Consider the following 21291-nt stretch of genomic DNA (forward strand, 5'->3'; position numbering starts at 1 on the left):
TCAGCGCTCTTCATCTCTGAGGGTCAACACTTCATAGCCGGTATCTGTCACCAGTATGGTGTGCTCCCACTGGGCCGAGAGTTTTTTATCCCGGGTCACTACTGTCCAGCCATCTTTCTTGGTCTTTATTTTGGCGCCGCCCTGGTTGATCATCGGCTCTATGGTAAAACACATACCGGCTCGCAGTTCCAGGCCGCTGGCGGCGCGGCCATAGTGCAGTACCTGGGGCTCTTCGTGCATCTCCCGCCCTATGCCATGACCACAATATTCCCTGACCACACTGTAGCCCTGGGATTCGGCATACTGCTGAATCGCATGGCCAATATCCCCGAGGCGGGCACCGGGCCTGACCATCTTGATCCCTCGCCACATGGCTTCATAAGTGGCCTGTACCAGGCGTTTGGCCAAAGGCGATGCCTGTGGCATCAGGTACATCTTGCTGGAGTCGGCAATAAAACCATCCTTTTCGAGGGTAATATCCAGATTGACAATATCGCTGGCCTTCAGCAACTGCTGCTCTGACGGAACCCCGTGACACACGACTTCATTGACCGAACTGTTGAGCACATAGGCATAGCCGTATTGGCCCTTGCTGGCCGGGCGCGCCTTAAGCTCGTTGACGATAAAGTCTTCTACTCTGTCGTTGATGGCCATGGTCGAGATGCCGGGAACAACAAAGTCGTCCAACATGGCAAATACCTTGGCAATCAGGGCGCCTGAGCGGCGCATCAGATCGGCTTCAGTCGCGGTTTTTAAATGAATTTTTCTTTTTTGATCAAGCATTTTGCGCTCCAGGTACCTTAATGGCTTCCCGCTGATACAGCTCGGCCATCAGCTCATTGAAACTCCGGTCGGGGTTAAGCTCGGCCAGCATGCCCATCTTGATCCAAAATTCCGCCTGGGCGTTGATGGAGCGCGCCATTAGGCCGCTGGCCTTGCGCAGCTCCTCATGGAGTTCATCGGAGATCTTGATAATTCCCATATGCTAAAAATACACTTTATATATAAAACATATATGAATCGTATACTTTGTGGCGGTGAAAGAAAAGCATGTTGGTTGAAAGATTGCGGCGCCTTAAGAAAGTGTGGCGTTGTCAGAAAAGGGTTTAAGGCAGTTCTTTGGGCAAGCATAAGCAGCAGCCTTGGCTCTCTTTTGCAGGGGCAAGCTGGTGGGCGACTATGACGTTAAAAAGCCTGCTTGGGGAAGCAGGCTTGAGATTGAGCTCGAGGGTGAAGGTGAAGCTAGAGAACCGTTTGCTGCTCGTCTCAGTTAGGCTGAAAGTGAGAGCTGGTTTTTAACTGCCCTGATTTTTAACCGCTTTGGTTTATAACGGCTTTGGTCTTAGCCGTTTTGCTCAGAATGCTTTTGTTCAAAGGCAAGCGAGGCTTAATTTGTTGCCAGCGGCAGATGGGCCTTGCTGCCCCAGTCGGCCCAGGAGCCATCGTAGAGTATCAGGGCATCGAGGCGTACCTGATAGGCCGCCAGGATCAAAATACAGGCGGTGATCCCTGAGCCGCAACTGAAGATCAAAGGTTTGCCGCTGCGTCTGGCATCCATGGCACCCAGATGAAGAAAAATCTGCTCCAGTGCCGGCTGAGGTTTCAGGCTGTCGCCATCCAGCACTTCGGCAAACGGCAGATTCACGGCGCCGGGAATATGGCCGCTGCGCACGCCTTCTCTGGGTTCGGGACTCTGGCCGAGAAAGCGTGAACTGGCCCTGGCATCCAGTATCATGGCCTGCTTGCCTGCCAGGGTATCCAATACCTGGGGGGCGTTACAGACCTTTTCCGCTTGATATTGCCCACAGGCGTTACCGCGCGGAAACTCGGTCGCTAACTTGTCGGCACAGGGGCGCTGCTCTTTGAGCCATTTGGGCAGACCGCCGTCGAGAACAAACACCTGCTCAAAGCCCATGACCTTGAAACACCACCAGCCCCGGGGTGATGAGTAGATGCCCTGGTTGTCATAGATGACGACAGTACTGTCCTGGTCGATGCCAAGCCGCTGCACCAGTTCTGTAAACTGGGCCTGACTCGGCAGAGCGTGTAATTCACTGGACTGCAGATCTGTGCACTCCCGCTCCAGATCCAGCCGCCGGGCACCGGCAATAAAGCAGGGCTCATCGTAGACTATCGGCTCGCGGCCTATCACCTTGTCCATGCTGGCATCCAAAATGACCAACTTGGGATCAGAAAGATGAGCGGCCAACCACTCGCTGCTTACCAGTGCAGATTGCATCTCGACTCCTTAAGCTCGGTAACGGCACCAAGCAATGAAACTTGGCCCAAATTACTGGAGCGCTACGGATTTCTCAAGCTGTTATTGCCACAGAACCTCTATAGGCGATTATTCTCAATAGTTATTGGCATGCGGTTTGGATTGCAGCCTCGGCAGCACTTTGCAGGCTGGCATCAATAATGGCCTCAAACTGTGGCTGTTGTCCGGCGGGCAACAGCTCCCTTAGCATTTCCCGGCGCTTCTCTTCACCGAGCAGGCGTTCGGCCAGCCAGGCACACAGATACATGGCCGACAGGCAGCCACCGGCGGTAGCTATGTTGCCTCTTATCACCAAAGGTTCATCCAGTACTTCGGCACCTGTCTTTTGCAATGCCGTTTTGGCATCCGGATGCGTGGTGGCCGCGCGGCAATCCAGTAACCCCAATCTTTGCAGGATAAAGGAACCGGCGCAGATAGAGCCGAGCAGTTGCTTGTTGGGATCCAACCCAAAAGTATTGATAAAGTCCGGGTCTTGCAGCGCCAGCGGGATCCCCTGTTTGCCGCTGATAAACAGCACGGCATCAGCCTGGTTGGCTTCGCGAATATGGCCCTGCATCTCAATCTCAAGACCCAATGCCGATTTGTGACTTTTGCTGCTGCCGAGCAGCTTGACCTGCCAATCATTCTGGATGCGGCCCAATATGTCCCACATCAAAAACAGATCGATATCGGTAAATTCATCGAAAGCCACTATGGCGATAGTGGGTTTCTTGTCCGTTGGCCCATAGCTGGCGCTCGGGGTTTGAGCGTTTGGTGAAGTATAAACAGACATACAGCCTCCTTGTCTGGTATCAGTTTGACAATTAGGTTCTTCAGGAATGTTATTCAATGCCAATGCAAGCCGGGATTCAGTCTCTGAACTCTTCGTCATAGGCCAGGCCGCTGACATCGGCCAGCTCTTTACCCAGCTCCTGCATTGCGGCCTTGCTCTTACGTCTCAGCAGGGTCACTCTCTGACCATCCTTGAGCATCAAGATCAAGTCCCAGTATCTGGGCTCGCCGAAGTGGGGGCAGAGGCAAAATCCGCTGATTTCGGCCAGTGGCACCTTGAGTTGCCCTATGGGGTAGATACTGCGAATACTGTGCACCAGCACACAGGTATCTTTGTCTATCAAGATTTTATGGCGACAGAACAACGCGTGCCAGCCGAGTGTTGCCCCCATGGCCCAACCGAGCAGCAGTTCAGGGTTAAGCCCGAAATACACCTGTGCCAAAGTCAGCGCCGCCAGCGGCAGGCCGATTAACCAGGTCCAGCGGCCAAACACCAACTCGGCCCTTTGTGAGGAGTACTTGTTCCAGTGCGCCATGGCTCAGCTCCCTAAGCGTGTCAGTAGCAGTCCGAGCAGGGCAAAAAGCGGCAGCGGCAGTGCCAGTTTCCACATCAGGTGTTGCTCCCAAATGGGCCGGTACTGACTGCTGGATTGGCCAGTTTGAGTCGCGGCTTTCAGAGGCTTGGTTTCGGTATGGGGGGATTTTGCGGCCTGGCTCTCGGCCTCGGGCGCCGAGTCGCTTGGAGCTGTGTCAAAGGGCACGGCTTTCAACTCGGGCCAGGCAGTGACTTTTTCATAAACTTCAAGTTCATAAACTTCAAGTTCATAAACTTCAAGTTCATTGACTGCAAGCGGGCCGGCGCAGCCGCGCAAAAAGCCTATCAATGTCAGCGCTTCAGCCATATCTGTCAGGGTGTGGCGCTGTCCGAGCAGCACCAGCTGCACCCCATTGGGCGTTTGCGCCAGTGGGGTAATATGAATAGATAGTTGACTGTAGGGCAGGGTTTTGCGGGGCTTGGCTTTTATACGCCACCAGCCAGTGTATTCTTGAATCTCAGCGCTTTTGGGGTCAAACAGCCAACGCCTTCTCACCCCCAAACAGCCAGTTGCCAGAGTTAACAACAGCAAGGCCGAGACGGCATGAAATACCTGTGATTTACCTGTCAGCACCACAGCCATTAAACTTGAGGCCGACAGGGGAACCAGCATGATTAAGCCCCAGATTGTAGCCAGGGTTTGCTGTCTGCCAATAAAGTAGGCTCGTCCATCGGCATCCAGCTTTAAGTGCCAACGGGCGCCGCGGGGCAGAGCGCGATATTTTTTGTTTAACTCATCTTCCTTGGACATCAATCAGTTATCCTTTTGAGGTATCAAGTGCCAGATGCAAAATAGGGAAGGGCTTACCCATGGCATCGAGTGCCGAGCGGGAGATTTGTTTAAAGCCTTGATGCCGGTAGAATCCGACCGCCTGTGGGTTTTGCTCATTGACATCGACCAAGTTGGCGCCGAGGTCTTCGATGGCATGCTTGAGCAGGGCACTGCCTACGCCTTGGCCGCGAGCCCGGCTGTGAACAAACAGCATCTCTATCTTGTCGTCTGCTACGCCCAGAAAGCCGACAATGGCTTTGGCCTCATCTCGTATACATCTGAGCGTCCCCGCCGGGAAGGCCTTATCGAGGATCAGCGGCTTGAAAAAGGCGATATCGGCTTCGCTGATAAAGTCGTGGGTGGCGCGCACTGAATCTTCCCAGACTTGCAGCAGCTCAGCAAAGTCGGCACTGGACGGGGTTTCAATGTTCATATCTTGTGGTTTTCCAATCCAGGGTCGGGTTGTGGTGCTCTTTGAGAGCCAGGCCGAGCAGGATGCGCTCATCTTTCCCCGGTGCTTTCTGCAGTTGCATGGTTTATATCCATGGGCTTAATTAGGTGCTGGTTAGCGCTACTCAGCCCCTGAAGTTATTGCCCGGCTTGCACCATTTGCAGAATTTTGCGGGCCTTCTCAAAGTGATCCAGTTTGTGGGTCTGGATCCACCAGGTAGCGGCCTCCATGAGCAACTCGGGATCATCATTCTTGTTGGCAAAGAAGGCATAGAAGGAGACGCCAACATTCTCGCCCTTCTGGGCGATTTTTTGCTGGCAAATATGGATAACTTTTTGTCGCAGGCTGGCACGCATCTCGATTGTTCCCTCAATCTGAAAAATCATTTTTAGGTGTTTTGCTGTTGCAACTGGGCTTGTTGCGCCTTGGTCAGTTTACTGACAACCAGGGCGTAGGATGCCTCAATCAGGTCACGGAGCATATCCTCGTTGACCTCACCATTCAAGGTTAGCGTGAACCAATGCTGCTTATTCATGTAATAGCCGGGCACTATCGCCTCAAAGCTATCGATCAGTGCCTGCACGTCGGCTGGCTTGGCCTTGAGTGTCACCCTAGGGGGCGTTTCCTGCTCGGCCAGCAGAGCAAACATCTTACCCATGACCTTATAGACTCTGGCCTCAGGACCAAAAGGGTAGTCGGCAGTGGCGTTGGGGCATTGCTGTAACAGATTCTTGAGTTGTGTCAGTGTCATGGCGTCCTCTGTCATTTTGGGGGGAGTATGATAATACCGGCTTCAGTCGACGTTTTGTTGATGGGGAAGGGCATGTCGCAGCCTGGCCTTCAGCCATTGAAGCGTTTACACATAAAATACCTGTCCGGACTGCCGGGAATTCCGCTGACCGAGCCGACAACTTCAAACCCTTGTTTGGCATAAAATGCCGGCGCCTGAAACGACAAAGTGTCGAGCTGCGCAGCCAGGCACCCCCGTTTGATTGCCTCTTGCTCGCACAGAGCCATTAAGCGGCTGCCAAGACCTGAACCTCTATGCTCCTTCGCGACCCAAACCACCTCAATCAGCAACTGGCGATAGATGCTGCGGCCACTCACGCCACCAATGAGTTGCCCCTTGGAGTCGCGGGCGATGGCGGCCAGAGGTTGACTAAGGAAGGTGGGAACAAGCCCCATGGGTACTCTGCGTCGGCTTACGGACCTGGATGCAAGGCGTGGTTCGCAGCAAATGGCTAATCCTTTGCAAGAAGCACAACACAGCAGGCGGGTCTGTAAGCCACGCCCTTCGGGGCTTTCACAGCAACCGGCTTTCGGCGTTATCCGACTTCGACAGGCCCCGGCATGCCTTCAGTCAGATGCCTTGAACACCAATTGCTGTGCAAGCCAGAGTACCACGAGGACTTATTTCCACCTTCCTTGCCCATATAGCTGTGATTATAGGTTCTGAGCTTGTCGATAAGCTCATTTTGCAGGTCGTCATCAACTTGCTGTAAAAGGTCAATCTGCATACCGATTTCCCTGAGTTGTTGTTGGTTGCTTTGGATTCAGTGTTAATTAAATCCTGGGTTAAGGCTGTTGTCGTTTTATGCTCAAGGTTGTTGCTCAAGCTCAAGGCTGCTGCTTAAGGTTCAGTGTCGCGTTATCTATCAAGGTCAGATATCCCTGCTCTTCGGTCAGTTTGATCATAACCGACAAAGTAATTTCCTTCACTGGCTTGCTCATCTCATCAAGACCTGCATCAATGGAAAAACTATATTGGGTAGGTGTCTCGGTATTTATCAATGTTTGTACTTGCTGGAAACTGTTTATTGCCGTATCAGTGAGTGCCAATTGATAATGGTTTTGTGCTGGACTGCTGCTGAAGAGGCCCTCATTTTGGGGGATAACTTGAGTAGACTCCAATTTGAGTGGGAAACTATACCGGGATATTCCTTGGCTGGTATCCAGTTCCAGGGTCAGTTCAGTGGCATCAATCTTGAGTTTACCCGGTTCATCGATGAGGATTTGCGATCTGATAACTCGCGGGTTTAATTCGGCAAAATCCTGCTCATCGAAAGAACTCAGGCTGAGCATGGTGCCGAGTGGAATACTGGCACAAGCGTTAATAAAAAATATTACCCCAAGGACTGTTAAAATCCTTCTTATCATAATTATTATTCCCTTTAATACGATATTTATAATGTTTTTTTGATGTTGGCACCGCGTCCATCTGTTATTAGTGCGTCGCTAAGTTAGCCATAAAAATGATAGCTTGCCAAGCTTCTTTATCAGCAGATAAGCAGGTTTATAGATATCAAAATAAATAAATTCGACGGCATTCGAAGCAGAGTAACCCTTGCTTCGTCAATCACTGTGACTTTCCGCTACATGTATTTGCTTTGTCATAGCGTCACAATGTCATAGAGTCACTATCGCTTCCAAAAACAAGGAACGACGGCTCTGGCAATTAACCGCTATTGTTTGAGGATCTGGAGGGGATTCAAGCAGGATAAGGGTCTTGATTGGCGTCCAGAAGACTGAGGTAAAGTCGCAACTCAAATTCCAACTGATGATAGTCCGGTTCCATATAGGTGCACAGCTTGTAGAAGGCTTTGTTGTGCTCTTTTTCCTTCAGATGCGCCAGTTCATGTACCACCAACATCCGCAAGAAGGCTTCGGGTGCCCGTTTCAGGCGGGAGGAGATACGGATTTCATTCTTGGTCTTGAGTTTGTGCCCTTGCTTACGGGCGGCGTAGGTATGCAGCCCCAGCGCCTGATGGCTGAGGCTGATTTTGTCGTCAAAACACACTTTGGCGAGCGGGTTTGATTGACGCAGATAAGTTTGTTTCAGCGCCTGGGTATAGTCCCAAAGCGCTTTATCACTGCGGATCTGGTGTAATTCAGGATGACGTTTTGTCAGGTATTCAGCCAGTTTGCCAGCTTGGCTGAGCTGCTGAACCTGTTGTTTTATCTCGTCGCTGTAGTGGGCCAGATAATCAAAACCGTTCAAGGGCTTAGACCTTCTTGTAGATCCGCATCTGCTGGAAGGCGTACGCGGCGTCAAAGGCGTTTTGCTGGAACTTTTTCAGCTCCAGGCCGCTGAAGTCCACTTGCGGTGGATTGCGTTTCAGCTGCTCTTTAATGCTTTGAGGTGTCAGCATTGTTACCGGTAACTTACCCAGTTGAATGGCCGCCTCGAACTTGAAGCTGACAGAGGTGCCGGCCAGCTTACCCTTGTATTCGCGCTCAATAATCACGACGTGTTCGACCTGATAATCTTCCATCAGTTTATTGAAGGCGAATTGGAATTCCCGAATTGCTTCCTGGCTGGCAGGGTTGCTCAAGGTAAATGAGTGACGGCGGCAATCAGGAACGTTGAATACGTCCCCCTGGGCGCTCAGTAAACAGATGACGGCTTCGCCGCCTTTTAATTCAACAGCACAAACTTTCATGGTATTCCTTGTAGTTCATCATGCCGCACCGGCGGCTAATGTTAATCTTATGATTCGGAGCCGCTTTCATTGCCGTTATCTACCGGAGCGGGTTTACGTCTCATAGGGGCATCGCCCACATCCACCCCGGTAATAAAGCGCTTGTCTCTGCCGGACTTGGCCTTGCCCGGTTTAGCCGCTGTCTTGCTGCGTCCTTTGGGCTTGCTGGCCTTGGTATTCTTGGGTTTGCTGCTCTGGCGCTTGGGATCGGCCAGGCCACTGAATTTGGGTTCGAGCCCCTCCAGGGAACTGAACTCGAAGCGGCGACCGAGAAAGCTCTGCACCTTTTTGAAGTTGAACCAGTCCTTGGGGCCCACCAGAGACAGGGCATCGCCCTTGGCGCCGGCGCGGCCGGTACGGCCGATACGGTGGACATATTCTTCGGCAAACTTGGGCATGTCGAAGTTGACCACCAAGGAGACATTCACCAGATCCAGACCGCGGGAGGCCACGTCGGTTGTCACCAGAATTTGCTGCTGGCCACGGCTGAACTGATCCATTATCTGGTTACGGGCACTTTGGCGCAGTTCACCACTGAGCGCCACGGCGCTGTAGCCTTCTTGCTTGAGCTTTTCGGCCAGTCTGTCGGTATCCTGGCGGGTGGCGGTGAAGATGATCACCTGGCGCTGTTGCTCGCGCTTTAGCAGTTCAATCAGCAGCGCCTCTTTATGATCCAGATGGTCACAGAGGAAAATACGCTGATGTATGTCCTGATGCTCTGCATTGGCGGCGCCAATGGCCACATGCTGTGGGTCATTGAGCAAGGTGGCGGCGATATCATTGACCTCTTCATGTTCCAGAGTGGCCGAGAACATCAGGGTCTGCCGTCGTCTATGGTTGGCGGCGTCGTTGATTGCCTTGAGTTGCGGGGCAAAGCCCAGATCCAGCATGCGGTCGGCTTCGTCAAGAATAAGCAGTTCCAGCCCTTCCAGATACAGATGGCGTTGTGACAGGTGATCGGCAATCCGCCCCGGGGTGGCGACGATAAAATGCGGATCCCGCGCCAGCGCCTTGGCCTGATCGTTGAAGTTTTCTCCGCCAAGCACACTGATGGCTCGATATTGGGTATTGGCAACCAACAGACGCAGCTGGGCGTAGACCTGGTTGGCCAGCTCACGGGTCGGCAGGAGTATCAGTACCCTGGGATCACGCTTACTGAGCGCCTTGGTGGAGATCACCCTTTGCATTGCCGGCAACAAAAAGGCCAAGGTCTTTCCCGAGCCCGTCTTGGATGAGGCCATCAGGTCTTTCCCGGCCAGCGCCACGGGAATCGCTTCACGCTGAATTTCGGTAGGCTCATCGATACCCATATGCTTAAGGGTTTGCAGCAGACGCTGATCCAGCGAAAAATCGGAAAAATGCAAAGGTGAACTCCTCAATAAAAACGACCGCACATTATAACGGCTTTTACGGCGCTGGGCATGCATTTAGTCAAAGGAGTGTCGAAACAGCAGCGACTTTTGTTCAAAAAAGTCGCAAGTGGGTGGCGGGAGTCCTGCCGGATAAAATCTGGAGCAGTACTGGCTTCGGGTGTATGCTGCCTTGGCTGTCTAAGCTTAGGCTGCGTGACTGGTAGAAAAATATAAAGGAGAGAGGATGACGCAGAGTCATAACCCTTGTATCGGTATCGCGCTGGGAAGCGGTGCCGCCAAAGGATGGGCCCACATAGGTGTACTCAAAGGCTTGGCAGCCATGGGAGTACAGCCAGATAAGGTGGCCGGTTCATCCATAGGCGCCCTGGTCGGTGCGGCCTATGCCAATGAGCGTCTCGAAGAGCTGGAAGACTGGGTACGCAGTTTTTCCAGCTGGGATGTGTTGGGGTTGATGGATATTAGTTGGGGCAAGGGCGGACTCATCAGTGGTGATAAGGTATTCAGTGCCATTCAAGATCGCATCGGTGATCTCCTGATTGAAGAACTTAAGTATCCTTTTACTGCTGTGTCAACCGACCTCTACTCAGGGCAGGAGATCTGGTTCCGTCAGGGGGATTTACGCCAAGCCGTCAGAGCTTCCTGTTCCATGCCGGGGATCATGTCGCCGGTGCGTCAGGGGCATCGCTGGCTGGTGGATGGCGCTGTGGTGAATCCCATTCCCGTGTCTGTGGCCAGAGCTATGGGTGCAAGTTTGGTGATAGGCGTCGATTTGCATGGTCACAGGCGTGAGCAACTGCAAGTATTGCCGGTGGCGCTCAATAGCGAAGAACCTTCATTGCAGAGCAAAGTGGCGGAACACTCCTCTGAGAGTGGTTTTATGGATCTGTTGGCCAAGGGCAAGGATTATATTTCCGGCCTGACCGACAAGTTCTCCCTCGGCAATAAGGCCGAACCCGGCATGTTGGCTGTGATGTCACAGTCGATGGATATTCTGGAGCAGCGCCACAAGCGCGCGCGCTTGATGGGGGATCCACCGGATATCTGTATCGTGCCAAAGGTGTCTGACATAGGCACTATGGAGTTTCACCGTGCCAGTGAAGCCATTGCCGCCGGGGAGAAGGCGGTGCAGCAGGCCTCGCATCTGATTGATGCGGCGTTGGGGCGTCTCTGAAGCAGGCGCTTTTTGTTAATGCTTGGTATGGGCACATTTTCTGCGGTGTGGGCACACTTTCTGCATAGTCAGCACATCATCAGCATCAAGGCGCTTCAAGGGCGTTTTTTTGACATTTTCCAAGCAATCTTGTCTTAAAAACAACCAGTTGGACGCCAATATGACGGAAAACTGACATGCAGCCTATCCATTCCTCTGTGGATCCCAGATTGTCCGGGGTCGATGCCTATGGCGTCAACAATCGTTTGACCAGCGGCAGCGGCCTCTCGGTTGTCGACACTGAAACTGTCAGTGACAACAAAAGCCAGGGCTCAGCCTCGGCAAACATAAGGCAGGACAGCATATCCCTCTCCAACGATGGCAAAAGAGCCGCGCGGCTGCAGGAGTTGGCCAAGAAGTTTTTTGGCTCAGGCCAGTTCAGCAGTGCCGATTTACCCAAGCTGTTGGCGCGCCTCGGCGACGAAGGGCTGTTGTCTGAGAGTCAGATGGCCAAATTACAGGGCAGTGGCCTGATGGGAGTCGATACCAAGGATAACGTCAGTCTAAAGGAATTTATTCAAGGCCAGATTGGTCTGCTCAGACAACAGGCCAGCCAAAGCCCTTTGCTCAACGCACTTGAGGGAGCTGATAGCTTGATGGGTAATATGGGGATGATGTATACCCCATCGAGCTCTTTGGCGGCCAATAAGGTGGCGGCTCAGTTGGATGCCGTGCTCAAGGGCGAAAACCAAACCGCCAAGAGCGACAATGGCAACAGCAGCAAGCCAGCGGTCAAGGCCGATTCCGCACAGCAAGAGCCTCAACTCTTGTCCCGGCTCAGTGGTGTCAGCGCGTTGATGCGCACCGCCGCAGCTATGGGCAGCCAGCAGCAGGGCAGTGGGCAAATCAACAGTTATCTGGCCTTGGTAAAGAGATACTGACTAGCGGCCGTTTGGAGCTCGGTCAAGGGAAAAATCTCTACAAGTTGTGCTCGTCGGCACTAATCCCATAGTGTTGTTCATCCTCTTCAATACCATGATCCAGATCATGGTATTGAAGAGCGATTTGTCGCTTAATCTCCACATATAGTGCTTGGTTAATAAAACACCACTATATATGGTGTTAAATAAACAACATGGAGATTAAAGAAATGCCGGTAGTGATTAAGCGGGACGGGTGCCGTACTCAGTTCGACGAAACAAGGATAAGGGATGCGGTGCTGGCAGCCTCTAGCCACTGCGGTATAGAAGATGCAGACTATGCGGCCACAGTTGCAGCGTTGGTCACCCAGGCGGTAACCGACAAGGCCGAGGTCAATATCCAGGAGTTGCAGGACAGGGTCGAAAACCTGTTGATGGAAGGGCCGTACAAGCAAGTGGCCCGTAGCTACATCGAATATCGTCATGACAGAGATATCTGCCGTGAATCCAGCAGCCGACTGAATCTGGAGATCCGCGGCCTGGTCGAGCAGAGCAACGCGACCCTGCTCAACGAAAATGCCAATAAAGACTCCAAGGTGATCCCCACCCAGAGAGATCTCCTGGCCGGTATTGTCGCCAAACATTATGCCAAACATCATATCCTGCCCAAGGATGTGGTTGCCGCCCATGAGGCCGGTGAGATCCATTATCACGATCTCGACTATTCGCCTTTCTTCCCTATGTTCAACTGTATGCTGATCGATCTCGGTGGCATGTTGACCCAAGGGTTCAAGATGGGCAATGCCGAGATTGAAACGCCAAAATCCATCTCTACTGCCACTGCAGTTACCGCGCAGATCATCGCCCAGGTCGCCAGCCATATTTATGGCGGCACTACAATCAACCGCATAGATGAAGTGTTGGCCCCCTTTGTGGCCAAGAGCTACGACAAGCATTATCAAACGGCGCTCAAGTGGGGGATTACCGATGCCAAGGCGTTTGCCACAGAGCAAACCAAGAAAGAGTGTCACGACGCCTTCCAGTCGCTGGAATATGAGGTCAATACCCTGCATACCGCTAATGGTCAGACGCCTTTTGTTACCTTCGGTTTCGGTTTGGGTACCAGCTGGGAGTCACGGCTGATCCAAGAGTCTATTTTGCGGATCCGTATGGAAGGCCTTGGCAAGAACCGCAAGACAGCGGTTTTCCCCAAGTTGGTATTTGCCATTCGTGATGGTATCAACCACAAGGCCGGTGACTGCAACTACGATATCAAGCAGTTGGCGCTCGAGTGTGCCAGCATTCGCATGTATCCGGACATTCTCAACTATGAGCAGGTGGTCAAGGTTACTGGCTCATTCAAGACTCCTATGGGTTGTCGCAGTTTCCTTGGCACCTATGAGGAAAACGGTGAACTGCTGCATGAAGGTCGCAACAACTTAGGTGTAGTCAGCCTGAACTTGCCGAGGGTGGCGCTGGAGGCCAAGGGCGATGAAGCCGAGTTTTATCGCATTTTGGATCAAAGGCTGGAGATGGCCCGCAAGGCATTGGATACCCGCATCGAACGTCTGGCCAACGTCAAGGCCAGAGTGGCGCCCATTCTCTATATGGAAGGGGCTTGCGGCGTGCGTCTGCGCGGTGATGACAACATTGCCGAAATCTTCAAAAACGGCCGTGCTTCCATTTCTCTGGGCTACATTGGTCTGCATGAGACAATCAATGCGCTTTATGGCACAGACACCCATGTGTTTGACGATGAAGCATTGAGGCAGAAAGCGGTTGCCATAGTGGCTCACCTCAAGGCGGCCACAGTGCGTTGGAAAGAGGAAACCGGTTATGGTTTCAGCCTCTACAGCACACCGAGCGAGAGCCTGTGCAGCCGTTTTGCCAAGCTGGATGCCAAGCGTTTTGGCCTGGTTGATGGGGTCACCGACAAGGGCTATTACACCAATAGTTTCCACCTGGATGTAGAGAAGAAGGTGAATCCTTACGACAAACTCGACTTCGAACAGCCGTATCCTGAGCTCGCCAATGGGGGGTTCATCTGCTACGGCGAGTACCCGAATATGCAGCACAACCTGGAAGCGCTTGAGAATGTCTGGGACTACAGTTACAGCCGGGTGCCTTACTATGGAACCAACACACCGATAGATGAGTGTTACGACTGTGGTTTTACCGGTGAGTTTATCTGTACCAGCAAGGGCTTTACCTGTCCCAAATGTGGCAACCATGAGCCCAGCCGGGTGTCTGTGACCCGCAGGGTTTGCGGTTATCTCGGCAGCCCGGATGCCAGACCCTTCAACCACGGTAAGCAGGAAGAGGTCAAGCGTCGGGTTAAGCATCTCTAACGTAAAACAGTACTCTGTGTACTTACGCTTGGATTTTTGCCTCTTTCCCTAAATAAAGGCGCCCCGAGGGGCGCCTTGTGGATATAGCTATGAACTATCATCAGTATTACCCCGTGGATGTGGTCAATGGACCGGGCACCCGGGTAACCTTGTTTGTTTCCGGTTGTGAACATCAGTGCCGGGGCTGTTATAACCAGTCAACCTGGGATCCCCGCTCCGGGCATTCTTTCGACCAGGCGATGTCTGACAGGATTATTGCCGATCTCAATGATAGCCGGATCCCGAGAAGGGGCCTGTCACTCTCCGGCGGTGACCCACTATTTCCAGGCAATCTTGACGCCATCAAGGCCTTGCTGCTGCGGGTGCGGGACGAATGCCCGGGAAAGGATGTCTGGCTCTGGACTGGTTATCGTCTCGATGAGCTCAGTCCGGCGCAGCGGGAATTGCTCGGGCTTGTTCATGTGTTGGTGGATGGCAAATTCATGCAGGAGCAAGCGGACCCCTCATTGAAGTTTCGTGGTTCGGCCAATCAGGTGATACACCTGCTCAAAGACCCTCAATAAGTACAAAAGTGAAAACTGGTTAACACAATTGCTTTTCCCTGCTAAAAAACCCCGTCACCTGAGCTTGAGTTGCTGTTATACTTCTGTCCGGCACATTTACGGCAACCAGGCCGTCCATTCTCAGGTGCCGGGATTTTGTAAGGTAACAGAATGAATTTGAAGCAGGAGCTGCAACAGCTCAACGATAAGCTGGATCAGTATCGCCGTAAATTGGCTGCCGCAGAGCAACGTGGCGATGGTCCTATCATTGCCCAGTTTCAGCGGGAAATCGCCGCCGTCAACAAGCGGATTGCAGCCATCAAGGGGCAGCAGAGTCGGCAGCTTGGCAAACAGGGGCAGTCTATTCGCGATCTGCCTTTTAGCCGCGAACTCACCAAAGCCGAACAGGCCGACATGGGCAAACTCAAGAAGTCTGTCCGGGGGTTGGTCGTTGTGCATCCTATGACAGCTTTGGGTAGAGAGATGGGTATTACTGCCGTTACCGGGTTTGCACCCAAGGCATTTTAACTGCCGCCGTGACAGCAGATAATAACCAATGAATTCACTTGGGTATTCCGGTCGGTGGTAAAAACGCATAAAATGACCGGCCTGAGTACTGAGCGCGCTTCACTATTATCTTGATTTTGAAGGATGTTAACCGTCTCAGGGAATGAGAGCAGTCGTTAAGGTTAATTCATGTCTATTAAATTTATCGCCACCGCCAAATTGCCAACCCCTTGGGGGGTGTTTGCCATGCATGGTTTCGAGGATACTGAAACCGGTAAAGAGCATGTGGCGCTGACTTTTGGTGAGCTCCAAGCCGATAAACCCATGCTGGGACGGATCCATTCGGAATGTCTCACCGGAGATGCCCTGTTCAGCCTGCGCTGCGACTGTGGCTTTCAACTGCAGACCGCGATGCAAAATGTCGCCGAAGCCGGTCAGGGCTTTATTCTCTACCTGCGTCAGGAAGGTCGTGGCATAGGGCTGTTGAACAAAATTCGAGCCTACGAGCTGCAGGACGATGGCGCCAATACAGTGGAAGCCAATGAGCGCCTGGGCTTTCCGGCTGATATGCGCAAGTACGATATGATTGCGCCCATGCTGGAAAAAATTGGCGTTCATAAGGTGAGGTTGATGACCAATAATCCGCGCAAGGTGCAGGCGATGAAAGATGTCGGCATGGAAGTTGTCGAGCGGGTGCCGCTGCAGGTTGGCAAAAACCGCTATAACGAAGCCTACCTCAAGACCAAGTCTACTGAGCTTGGCCATATGATGTCTGAGTATCATTTCACCGAAGGTCATCAGGACTGAGTCGGCAAAGATGAAGTCACCGGGGAAAGCATCGACCCAAGTTGGTTTATTGAGTGTGTCTTCCCTGGGGCTTTTGCTACTTGCCGCGCCAATCTTTGCCCAAGAGTCTCCCAGCCACGCTCGGCCGCCGGACAACTCCCACTATGCCTTTGGCAGTTATCTGGGCAGCGGGGTCTATCGCGCGTCCGAACAGGATGCTACCGTCATCAGCTTACCGCTGGACTTTACGCTGGAGCAGAGTGAGGACACGGAGTTCTTGCTGCGCCTGCCTATCTCTGCAGGCTTTTTCAACTATAGCCTTGAAGATGCCGGTGAGTTCGAATTGCCTTCCAGTGTTGGTACCTTGACCGTGACCCCAGGCTTTGAAAAGCGTTGGCGTCTGGATGAAAACTGGCGCATGGAGGCCTATGGCGATCTCGGTTTTGGCAGTAATTTCGACCAAGGTGGTAATGTCGCCATCATGGCAGCCGGCATCAGTGGCTTGCGCTCTTTTGAGTTGTGGCGGGCAGATTCTTTGTGGGTGACTCGACTGAAATTTGCCGCCTACAGTGAACGGGCGTTCAGCATCAGTCAGAGCTTTTCCGTATTGCAAACCGGAGTGGATATCGGCTTGCCTTATCACTGGTCCTGGCAGGGGCTACAGATGCAGCCCAGGGTGTTTGCTTTGGGTTATTGGTATTTTGACCAGTTACAGTTTGCCGGCGATCTCAACCAGGATACCTTGGTGTCCGGCAGTATTGAGTTGGGTGCCACCCTGGCCCTTGCCAAGCCAGTGCTTGGCATAGACAGATTGGGGATCAGTTACCGAAGTGGTGACGGGCTGGAGATCTGGCGCCTGCTGTTCAGCATGCCTATCTGAGGGCTGAGCCCTCAGTGGCGGTGTTCTTGTCCTGGTGAGTTTTCTCTTTGATTAAGGCGACCAATTGGCCACTGACGGCGGCTATCTGATCTTGCAGCAGTTTACGCTTTATCTCGGCGGCTTCAGAGTCATCGCCATTTAGCTGCTGCAACTCCTGTTGCAACTCCTTGAGTTTGTTCTGCAGTTCCTTAATCTTCTTGTCAATTTCAGACATACCCGAGGTATCTTCCTCGGCGGCTTCCTGCGCTTCTGAGGTTTGCGCCGAATTATTTCGGTGCAATTGACCACCCACATCATCCGCCAGCGCCTTGCGGCCGGCAGAAGAGATATTCACTTTATCCTGGCTGTCCGAACTTGTGGCAGTGCTTTTCTTGGCTGTGCCCTTGGCGACCACAGTGACTTCACTCAGGCTGCGGGAACCGGTTCCCTGAGTGGCGATTTGACCTAAGCCTGCAATGTTCATCATTAAACTCCCTGGCGGCATCTGTTCGTGCTGATAGTCGATAACGACTTATCGGCTACAAGGGGAAGAACTTTAGCAGCTTTGAAGCAAAATTGGTTAAAAATATAGCGGGTTGCGTGTTGTATCAGGGCCGGGTTAGTCAGTTTTTTTGCCCCAGATATGGGCATTGGTCTGAGGCTTGTCGGCACAGGTTTTTTGGGCCGGTTTTTCCCGTGTTGCCGGGGTTGAACTGCCCAGCAGGTGAGGCGGAATGGGCAAGCCCTTGCTGGTCAGATAGAGGCGTTCCAGTTTTTCCCTGGCCCATTGGGTTTTTCGCAAAAAGGTTAGACTCGACTTAATGCTGGGATCATGGCTGAAGCAGCGCACTCTTATCCTTTGTGCCAGACCATCAAAGCCGTACTGTTCCACCATTTCTGTGAGTATCGCCTTGAGGGTCAGGCCGTGCAGGGGATCTTTGTTGGCTTGAGGGGAATTGGAAGCTGTCATCAATGGGCCTTGGTAGCTGGTGTTATAAAAGCGGCGCCAGTATAACCGAGAAGCTTTTCAAATGCCTTGCAAAAAGGTTGAAAAAGTTGCGTCAAACTGTCCGGCAGATACATGCTCGGCAGATCTTTAGCCAAGGGAAACCATCGAGAGAGGAAAAAGGGGCCGTAGCGGCCCCTTGAAAGAGAGATTATTTAAAGTGCAGTGACCAGTTGTCGATGTAGCCTAGGTCACGGCGACCCGAGTCGACGGCCTTGAGCAGCCAGGTACCACTGGACTCGACACCTGTCATATCGACCGAATAGCTCTGGATGATATTGTCGGTGCCTTTGCCTGTGTTGTCGTGCAGCACGGCAATCTGGCCATTGGGGCTGTGCAGTTCAACCTGCAGATCGCCAATGTAAGGGTGCACTATGCTGACATCTACAGTGACCACACCCGAATCACCGCTGCGGCTGACACTGATGGGGCTGGTAATACCTGTGCTGTTGTTGTCGGGAATATTGGCATTATCACCATTGGTGTAGCTCGCTGCGCCGCCACCTGGATTGGTGCTGCTTGAGCCTGTGTAGCTAGCCACCAGGCTGGCACCGCTGAAGCTGCTGTAACCGCGAACCATCACATAGTAAGTACCGGCTTGAGGACTGTTGACCGAACAGCTTTCAGTGTTGCCGCCTTTCCAGGGGCGACAATCAAAGCTGCTGGTGGTTGGAGCCGCGCCGTACTGCATGTAAAGGTCGGCATCACCTGTGCCGCCACTCAGGTTGAAGCTCAGGTTGGAAGCGCCGGCTGGCACATCGAGGAAGAAGTGCAGTTCATCGTCTTTGGCACCGCTTAGGTTGTTGACTGCCACACCGTTTTCCAACTGACCATCGCTTGGCGTGCCGGGATCGCTCGGGCCATTACAGGAGGCATCCAGATATTCCTTGGCAGCCACGGCATTGACCAAACCATAGCCGGTGCGATCGTCACGACCGGGGACATCCAGATCTTCGGCGGTGGCTTTCAGCGCCTGACGCACCTGGGCGGCACTACACTCAGTGTGATAGCTCCATACCAGAGTTGCGACGCCGGATACGTGTGGCGTCGCCATGGAAGTACCGTTGTAGTACTCATAGTCTTCGCCGGTGGTGTTGGATACGCTGGCCTGCTGACCGATTTGGTTACGTAGCGCCAGACCGGTTTCACGGTCTACAGACACAGAAGCCTTGGTCAATTCAGTGTTTGAGTCAACCAGGAAGGGGTTTTGCAATCCGGGCAGAGTGCTGTTGGAGTAGACAATAGTCGCTGCAGCACCGGCGTTGTTACAGGCGCGAACCGCATTGATCTCGGGATAACCGGCACCTTGGTTTTCCAGACGTTGCACCAAACAGACTTTGCCCGTCATATTGCCGCAGTTGTAGCTGCCAGCGCTGGTGTCACACTCGGCCAGTTCGCCGCTGGCACTGGCGCTGATGGGTGAGGGCACATAGTTGCTGCCCGATGGTACAAAGCGGTTGTGAGGCACCACCCCTTCGGCAAACAGCGACTGACCGGCAATGACAATATCAGCCAGACGTCCTTCGCCGCGAGTCACGGTTGAGAGGATTGCTTCACCCGGGCCGGAGATTTCGACCTGATTGGTGTACTGGGAGAAGGCCGAATGGTCTTTGTTGCTGTCGACCGAGGCCACCGACATTACCGCATCATAGGAAGCCGGGTAGCTGTGGGTGTTGTTGCCATCGTTACCGGCCGCGGCAATCAAGAGCACGCCATTGTTAAAGTGGTTGGTCATGGCATTGCGCTCAGTGGTGCTGGATCCTGAGCCACCCAGGCTCATGGTGACCACATTGGCGCCATTGTCGACGCAGGTATCCACGGCGGATACCAGTGAAGAGGAGTAACCCCAACCTGACTCGTTGAATACCTTGATCACATGGATATTGGCGTTCTGATTCGGCATCACCCCAACCACGCCTTCATTGTTGGCTATGGCGGCTATGGTGCCGGCAACGTGAGTTCCGTGGGCATTGTTATTGCCCGGCTCGAACCAGTTTCCGGTGCCCGAGTTGTTGGTACCTGTGACATTGTTGCCACTGAGATCCTGGTGAGCACGATCATAGCCTGAGTCTATGATACATATGGTGCGATTACCGCTGAGGTTATCGGCCAACTGAGTCGCGCCGACATAGGTTTGCCCCCAGGGCGTGGTTTCACTCAACAAGCGGCGGGGCATATCTTCTTCGATATATTCCACATCGGTGCGGGCACGCAGCGCCTTGAGTCCTGGGTTATCCAACTTGACGCTGTAGCTGTGGCTGCGACCTATGCGCTTCATTTCGCGAGCCTTAACGCCGTTAAGCGCTCTGTGCTGGCCGAATACCTGATTCAGTTCGCTTTGACCACTCATGGTTTGCAGGCCGTTGTTGTCCTTGAACTTAACGATATAGCGCTTGGGCAGGGGCGACTGCTGTGACAGATCATTGGCTTGAGGTTTGAAAGGTGCGCCATGAACACCGGCAGAGACTGCCAGGGCCAGCATGGACAGACTCAGGGCCAACTGTTTATTTGTTATTTTTTTCATACTTGTCTTCCGTGTATCTGATCTTGGTTTATTGTCCTCGGACACTTCAGCATTCACTGAAATGACCCTTTTGCAATCTACCGTCACGAAAAATTCATGTAAAACAAATGTTAATGGAATGGCGTTCTATTTCAGCTTGGTTGTATTTTGCTTTTTGTGAATAAAAATTCAATCAAGCGTTTTATGTTACCAAGTGTATCACTGCCGATTGCATGAAATTTTGCCGGGCTTGAATAAGAGTCGATGTGAGGATGGATTGAAATCTGATATGTAATTAAGGTGCAATTAATTGATTTATAAAGTTAATGAAGCCTGTTATTTTAATTTGATATAAGCAATTACTTTTAAGAACAATAGTTGCGAAAAGAAGACTTTAGTATAGGGTAAAGGCGACTTTTTGACTAAAAGTGCATTTTTGACACTTGCATTTTATCTTGGGGATTGTTGATTATTTGTGTTAATCGTTTCATGGGAAGGCCCACTTGAGTGGGCCCTGTTGCATGAGAGGCGCAGTACTTAATGGCTATCTGGTCAGCTAGTTACCGGCGCTGGCCTTGAGGCTATCATAGCCGCCACCATTATAGACTTCCTGATAGCCGGCTTTATCCAGCGACTCTTTGGCGATACCTGAGCGGCGCCCGCTACGGCAGTAGACAACTACCGGGGTGTCCTTGGCAATGCCCTGTTTGGCAAAGGTTTCGGCTATCTGCTCAAAGGGGATATTAACCGCCTCTGGCAGATGTCCCTCGGCGTATTCCTCCGGGGTTCTGACATCCACCAGCATGGCGCCCTGGGCGACCTTGGTCAGCGCCACCTCGGGAACCATCTGCTCGGCGCGAACGCTGAGGCTCAGCAATACACCAAAAAGCAGAGTCGTTAGCCACAAGAATTGGCGCTGGGTACGGGTTATTATCTTCACTTACATTCCTT

26 protein-coding genes are annotated in these 21291 nt (G+C 52.6%); 7 read left to right on the forward strand and 19 right to left on the reverse strand.

Translation table 11 applies throughout. The annotated features are described in order from the left end of the window. From map to WKR14_RS08515, 15 genes are all read right to left on the reverse strand, one after another. Window positions 1–783, reverse strand: coding sequence for a type I methionyl aminopeptidase (gene map / locus WKR14_RS08445; RefSeq protein ID WP_339087626.1), 783 nt, complete (start codon window positions 781–783; stop codon window positions 1–3). Beyond that, window positions 776–982, reverse strand: coding sequence for a ParD-like family protein (locus tag WKR14_RS08450; RefSeq protein WP_025010681.1), 207 nt, complete (start codon window positions 980–982; stop codon window positions 776–778). Before WKR14_RS08450 ends, map begins: the two co-directional genes overlap by 8 nt. Window positions 983–1387: 405 nt before the next feature. Beyond that, the gene (locus WKR14_RS08455; RefSeq protein ID WP_208149312.1) at window positions 1388–2239 is read right to left on the reverse strand and encodes a sulfurtransferase; all 852 of its coding nucleotides are present in this window, start codon (window positions 2237–2239) and stop codon (window positions 1388–1390) included. Window positions 2240–2360: 121 nt separating this feature from the next. After that, window positions 2361–3050, reverse strand: a complete 690-nt coding sequence (locus tag WKR14_RS08460; protein ID WP_339087627.1) for a DJ-1/PfpI family protein — start codon at window positions 3048–3050, stop codon at window positions 2361–2363. Between the two features lie 76 nt (window positions 3051–3126). Then, complete coding sequence (locus WKR14_RS08465; protein ID WP_071238353.1) at window positions 3127–3585, reverse strand: hypothetical protein; 459 nt, start codon at window positions 3583–3585, stop codon at window positions 3127–3129. A gap of 3 nt (window positions 3586–3588) precedes the next feature. Further along, window positions 3589–4395 carry a hypothetical protein gene (locus WKR14_RS08470; RefSeq protein WP_339087628.1) on the reverse strand — a complete coding sequence of 269 codons (807 nt, stop codon included), beginning with the start codon at window positions 4393–4395 and terminating at the stop codon, window positions 3589–3591. A gap of 7 nt (window positions 4396–4402) precedes the next feature. After that, a complete protein-coding gene (locus WKR14_RS08475) occupies window positions 4403–4849 on the reverse strand; it encodes a GNAT family N-acetyltransferase (RefSeq protein ID WP_226564883.1) in 447 nt (148 codons plus the stop codon). Window positions 4850–5004: 155 nt separating this feature from the next. After that, on the reverse strand, window positions 5005–5223 hold the full coding sequence (locus tag WKR14_RS08480; RefSeq protein ID WP_062793549.1) for a DUF6500 family protein: 219 nt from the start codon (window positions 5221–5223) through the stop codon (window positions 5005–5007). Window positions 5224–5255: 32 nt separating this feature from the next. Then, window positions 5256–5618 (reverse strand): MmcQ/YjbR family DNA-binding protein, encoded by a 363-nt coding sequence (locus tag WKR14_RS08485; protein WP_226564881.1) that lies wholly within the window; start codon window positions 5616–5618, stop codon window positions 5256–5258. 89 nt (window positions 5619–5707) lie between these two features. Then, window positions 5708–6052 (reverse strand): GNAT family N-acetyltransferase, encoded by a 345-nt coding sequence (locus tag WKR14_RS08490; RefSeq protein ID WP_101053076.1) that lies wholly within the window; start codon window positions 6050–6052, stop codon window positions 5708–5710. A 140-nt stretch (window positions 6053–6192) separates the two neighbouring features. Beyond that, the gene (locus WKR14_RS08495; RefSeq protein ID WP_339087629.1) at window positions 6193–6384 is read right to left on the reverse strand and encodes a hypothetical protein; all 192 of its coding nucleotides are present in this window, start codon (window positions 6382–6384) and stop codon (window positions 6193–6195) included. A gap of 100 nt (window positions 6385–6484) precedes the next feature. Beyond that, a complete protein-coding gene (locus WKR14_RS08500; RefSeq protein ID WP_165564917.1) occupies window positions 6485–7024 on the reverse strand; it encodes a hypothetical protein in 540 nt (179 codons plus the stop codon). Between the two features lie 331 nt (window positions 7025–7355). Continuing rightward, entirely contained in the window at window positions 7356–7865 is a 510-nt protein-coding gene (locus WKR14_RS08505) for a M48 family metallopeptidase (RefSeq protein ID WP_101053083.1), read from the reverse strand. 4 nt (window positions 7866–7869) lie between these two features. Continuing rightward, window positions 7870–8307 (reverse strand): DUF3010 family protein, encoded by a 438-nt coding sequence (locus WKR14_RS08510; RefSeq protein ID WP_101053085.1) that lies wholly within the window; start codon window positions 8305–8307, stop codon window positions 7870–7872. Between the two features lie 47 nt (window positions 8308–8354). Next, on the reverse strand, window positions 8355–9710 hold the full coding sequence (locus tag WKR14_RS08515; protein ID WP_101053087.1) for a DEAD/DEAH box helicase: 1356 nt from the start codon (window positions 9708–9710) through the stop codon (window positions 8355–8357). A gap of 232 nt (window positions 9711–9942) precedes the next feature. Between WKR14_RS08515 and rssA the strand changes: the two genes are divergently transcribed. The 7 genes from rssA (at window position 9943) to WKR14_RS08550 (ending at window position 16852) form a co-directional block, all read left to right on the forward strand. Further along, window positions 9943–10890, forward strand: a complete 948-nt coding sequence (rssA, locus tag WKR14_RS08520; RefSeq protein WP_101053089.1) for a patatin-like phospholipase RssA — start codon at window positions 9943–9945, stop codon at window positions 10888–10890. Between the two features lie 176 nt (window positions 10891–11066). Continuing rightward, window positions 11067–11810, forward strand: a complete 744-nt coding sequence (locus tag WKR14_RS08525) for a hypothetical protein (RefSeq protein WP_339087630.1) — start codon at window positions 11067–11069, stop codon at window positions 11808–11810. Window positions 11811–12019: 209 nt separating this feature from the next. Beyond that, entirely contained in the window at window positions 12020–14137 is a 2118-nt protein-coding gene (gene nrdD / locus WKR14_RS08530) for an anaerobic ribonucleoside-triphosphate reductase (protein WP_101053093.1), read from the forward strand. An 89-nt stretch (window positions 14138–14226) separates the two neighbouring features. Beyond that, window positions 14227–14700, forward strand: a complete 474-nt coding sequence (gene nrdG, locus WKR14_RS08535) for an anaerobic ribonucleoside-triphosphate reductase-activating protein (protein ID WP_101053095.1) — start codon at window positions 14227–14229, stop codon at window positions 14698–14700. A gap of 150 nt (window positions 14701–14850) precedes the next feature. After that, on the forward strand, window positions 14851–15207 hold the full coding sequence (locus tag WKR14_RS08540) for a YibL family ribosome-associated protein (protein ID WP_025011144.1): 357 nt from the start codon (window positions 14851–14853) through the stop codon (window positions 15205–15207). A gap of 168 nt (window positions 15208–15375) precedes the next feature. Then, the gene (gene ribA / locus WKR14_RS08545; protein ID WP_025011143.1) at window positions 15376–15993 is read left to right on the forward strand and encodes a GTP cyclohydrolase II; all 618 of its coding nucleotides are present in this window, start codon (window positions 15376–15378) and stop codon (window positions 15991–15993) included. 10 nt (window positions 15994–16003) lie between these two features. After that, window positions 16004–16852 carry a hypothetical protein gene (locus WKR14_RS08550; protein ID WP_339087631.1) on the forward strand — a complete coding sequence of 283 codons (849 nt, stop codon included), beginning with the start codon at window positions 16004–16006 and terminating at the stop codon, window positions 16850–16852. On the opposite strand, the gene WKR14_RS08555 is transcribed toward WKR14_RS08550, so the two are convergent. The 4 genes from WKR14_RS08555 to WKR14_RS08570 form a co-directional block, all read right to left on the reverse strand. Then, window positions 16845–17318, reverse strand: a complete 474-nt coding sequence (locus WKR14_RS08555; protein WP_339087632.1) for a hypothetical protein — start codon at window positions 17316–17318, stop codon at window positions 16845–16847. The two genes, WKR14_RS08550 and WKR14_RS08555, sit on opposite strands and share 8 nt — an antisense overlap. A 132-nt stretch (window positions 17319–17450) precedes the next feature. Next, window positions 17451–17801 (reverse strand): VF530 family DNA-binding protein, encoded by a 351-nt coding sequence (locus WKR14_RS08560; RefSeq protein ID WP_101053098.1) that lies wholly within the window; start codon window positions 17799–17801, stop codon window positions 17451–17453. 187 nt (window positions 17802–17988) lie between these two features. Next, window positions 17989–20361: a S8 family serine peptidase gene (locus tag WKR14_RS08565; RefSeq protein WP_101056375.1), complete on the reverse strand. Its 2373-nt coding sequence runs from the start codon at window positions 20359–20361 to the stop codon at window positions 17989–17991. 535 nt (window positions 20362–20896) lie between these two features. Further along, window positions 20897–21217, reverse strand: coding sequence for a rhodanese-like domain-containing protein (locus WKR14_RS08570; RefSeq protein ID WP_224867614.1), 321 nt, complete (start codon window positions 21215–21217; stop codon window positions 20897–20899). Between the last annotated feature and the right edge of the window lie 74 nt (window positions 21218–21291).

Source organism: Shewanella chilikensis (assembly GCF_037953065.1).
In the GTDB taxonomy this organism is placed as follows: domain Bacteria; phylum Pseudomonadota; class Gammaproteobacteria; order Enterobacterales; family Shewanellaceae; genus Shewanella; species Shewanella chilikensis.

Coding starts and splice junctions, on each gene's coding strand:
- WKR14_RS08465 (WP_071238353.1), bottom strand. CDS start 3,585: ATGGCGCACTGGAACAAGTACTCCTCACAAAGGGCCGAGTTGGTGTTT.
- nrdD (WP_101053093.1), top strand. CDS start 12,020: ATGCCGGTAGTGATTAAGCGGGACGGGTGCCGTACTCAGTTCGACGAA.
- WKR14_RS08450 (WP_025010681.1), bottom strand. CDS start 982: ATGGGAATTATCAAGATCTCCGATGAACTCCATGAGGAGCTGCGCAAG.
- WKR14_RS08560 (WP_101053098.1), bottom strand. CDS start 17,801: ATGACAGCTTCCAATTCCCCTCAAGCCAACAAAGATCCCCTGCACGGC.
- WKR14_RS08475 (WP_226564883.1), bottom strand. CDS start 4,849: ATGAACATTGAAACCCCGTCCAGTGCCGACTTTGCTGAGCTGCTGCAA.
- WKR14_RS08500 (WP_165564917.1), bottom strand. CDS start 7,024: ATGATAAGAAGGATTTTAACAGTCCTTGGGGTAATATTTTTTATTAAC.
- WKR14_RS08525 (WP_339087630.1), top strand. CDS start 11,067: ATGCAGCCTATCCATTCCTCTGTGGATCCCAGATTGTCCGGGGTCGAT.
- WKR14_RS08510 (WP_101053085.1), bottom strand. CDS start 8,307: ATGAAAGTTTGTGCTGTTGAATTAAAAGGCGGCGAAGCCGTCATCTGT.
- WKR14_RS08455 (WP_208149312.1), bottom strand. CDS start 2,239: ATGCAATCTGCACTGGTAAGCAGCGAGTGGTTGGCCGCTCATCTTTCT.
- WKR14_RS08470 (WP_339087628.1), bottom strand. CDS start 4,395: ATGTCCAAGGAAGATGAGTTAAACAAAAAATATCGCGCTCTGCCCCGC.
- WKR14_RS08540 (WP_025011144.1), top strand. CDS start 14,851: ATGAATTTGAAGCAGGAGCTGCAACAGCTCAACGATAAGCTGGATCAG.
- WKR14_RS08495 (WP_339087629.1), bottom strand. CDS start 6,384: ATGCAGATTGACCTTTTACAGCAAGTTGATGACGACCTGCAAAATGAG.
- WKR14_RS08550 (WP_339087631.1), top strand. CDS start 16,004: ATGAAGTCACCGGGGAAAGCATCGACCCAAGTTGGTTTATTGAGTGTG.
- WKR14_RS08485 (WP_226564881.1), bottom strand. CDS start 5,618: ATGACACTGACACAACTCAAGAATCTGTTACAGCAATGCCCCAACGCC.
- WKR14_RS08490 (WP_101053076.1), bottom strand. CDS start 6,052: ATGGGGCTTGTTCCCACCTTCCTTAGTCAACCTCTGGCCGCCATCGCC.
- rssA (WP_101053089.1), top strand. CDS start 9,943: ATGACGCAGAGTCATAACCCTTGTATCGGTATCGCGCTGGGAAGCGGT.
- WKR14_RS08555 (WP_339087632.1), bottom strand. CDS start 17,318: ATGATGAACATTGCAGGCTTAGGTCAAATCGCCACTCAGGGAACCGGT.
- WKR14_RS08480 (WP_062793549.1), bottom strand. CDS start 5,223: ATGCGTGCCAGCCTGCGACAAAAAGTTATCCATATTTGCCAGCAAAAA.
- map (WP_339087626.1), bottom strand. CDS start 783: ATGCTTGATCAAAAAAGAAAAATTCATTTAAAAACCGCGACTGAAGCC.
- WKR14_RS08460 (WP_339087627.1), bottom strand. CDS start 3,050: ATGTCTGTTTATACTTCACCAAACGCTCAAACCCCGAGCGCCAGCTAT.
- WKR14_RS08565 (WP_101056375.1), bottom strand. CDS start 20,361: ATGAAAAAAATAACAAATAAACAGTTGGCCCTGAGTCTGTCCATGCTG.
- nrdG (WP_101053095.1), top strand. CDS start 14,227: ATGAACTATCATCAGTATTACCCCGTGGATGTGGTCAATGGACCGGGC.
- ribA (WP_025011143.1), top strand. CDS start 15,376: ATGTCTATTAAATTTATCGCCACCGCCAAATTGCCAACCCCTTGGGGG.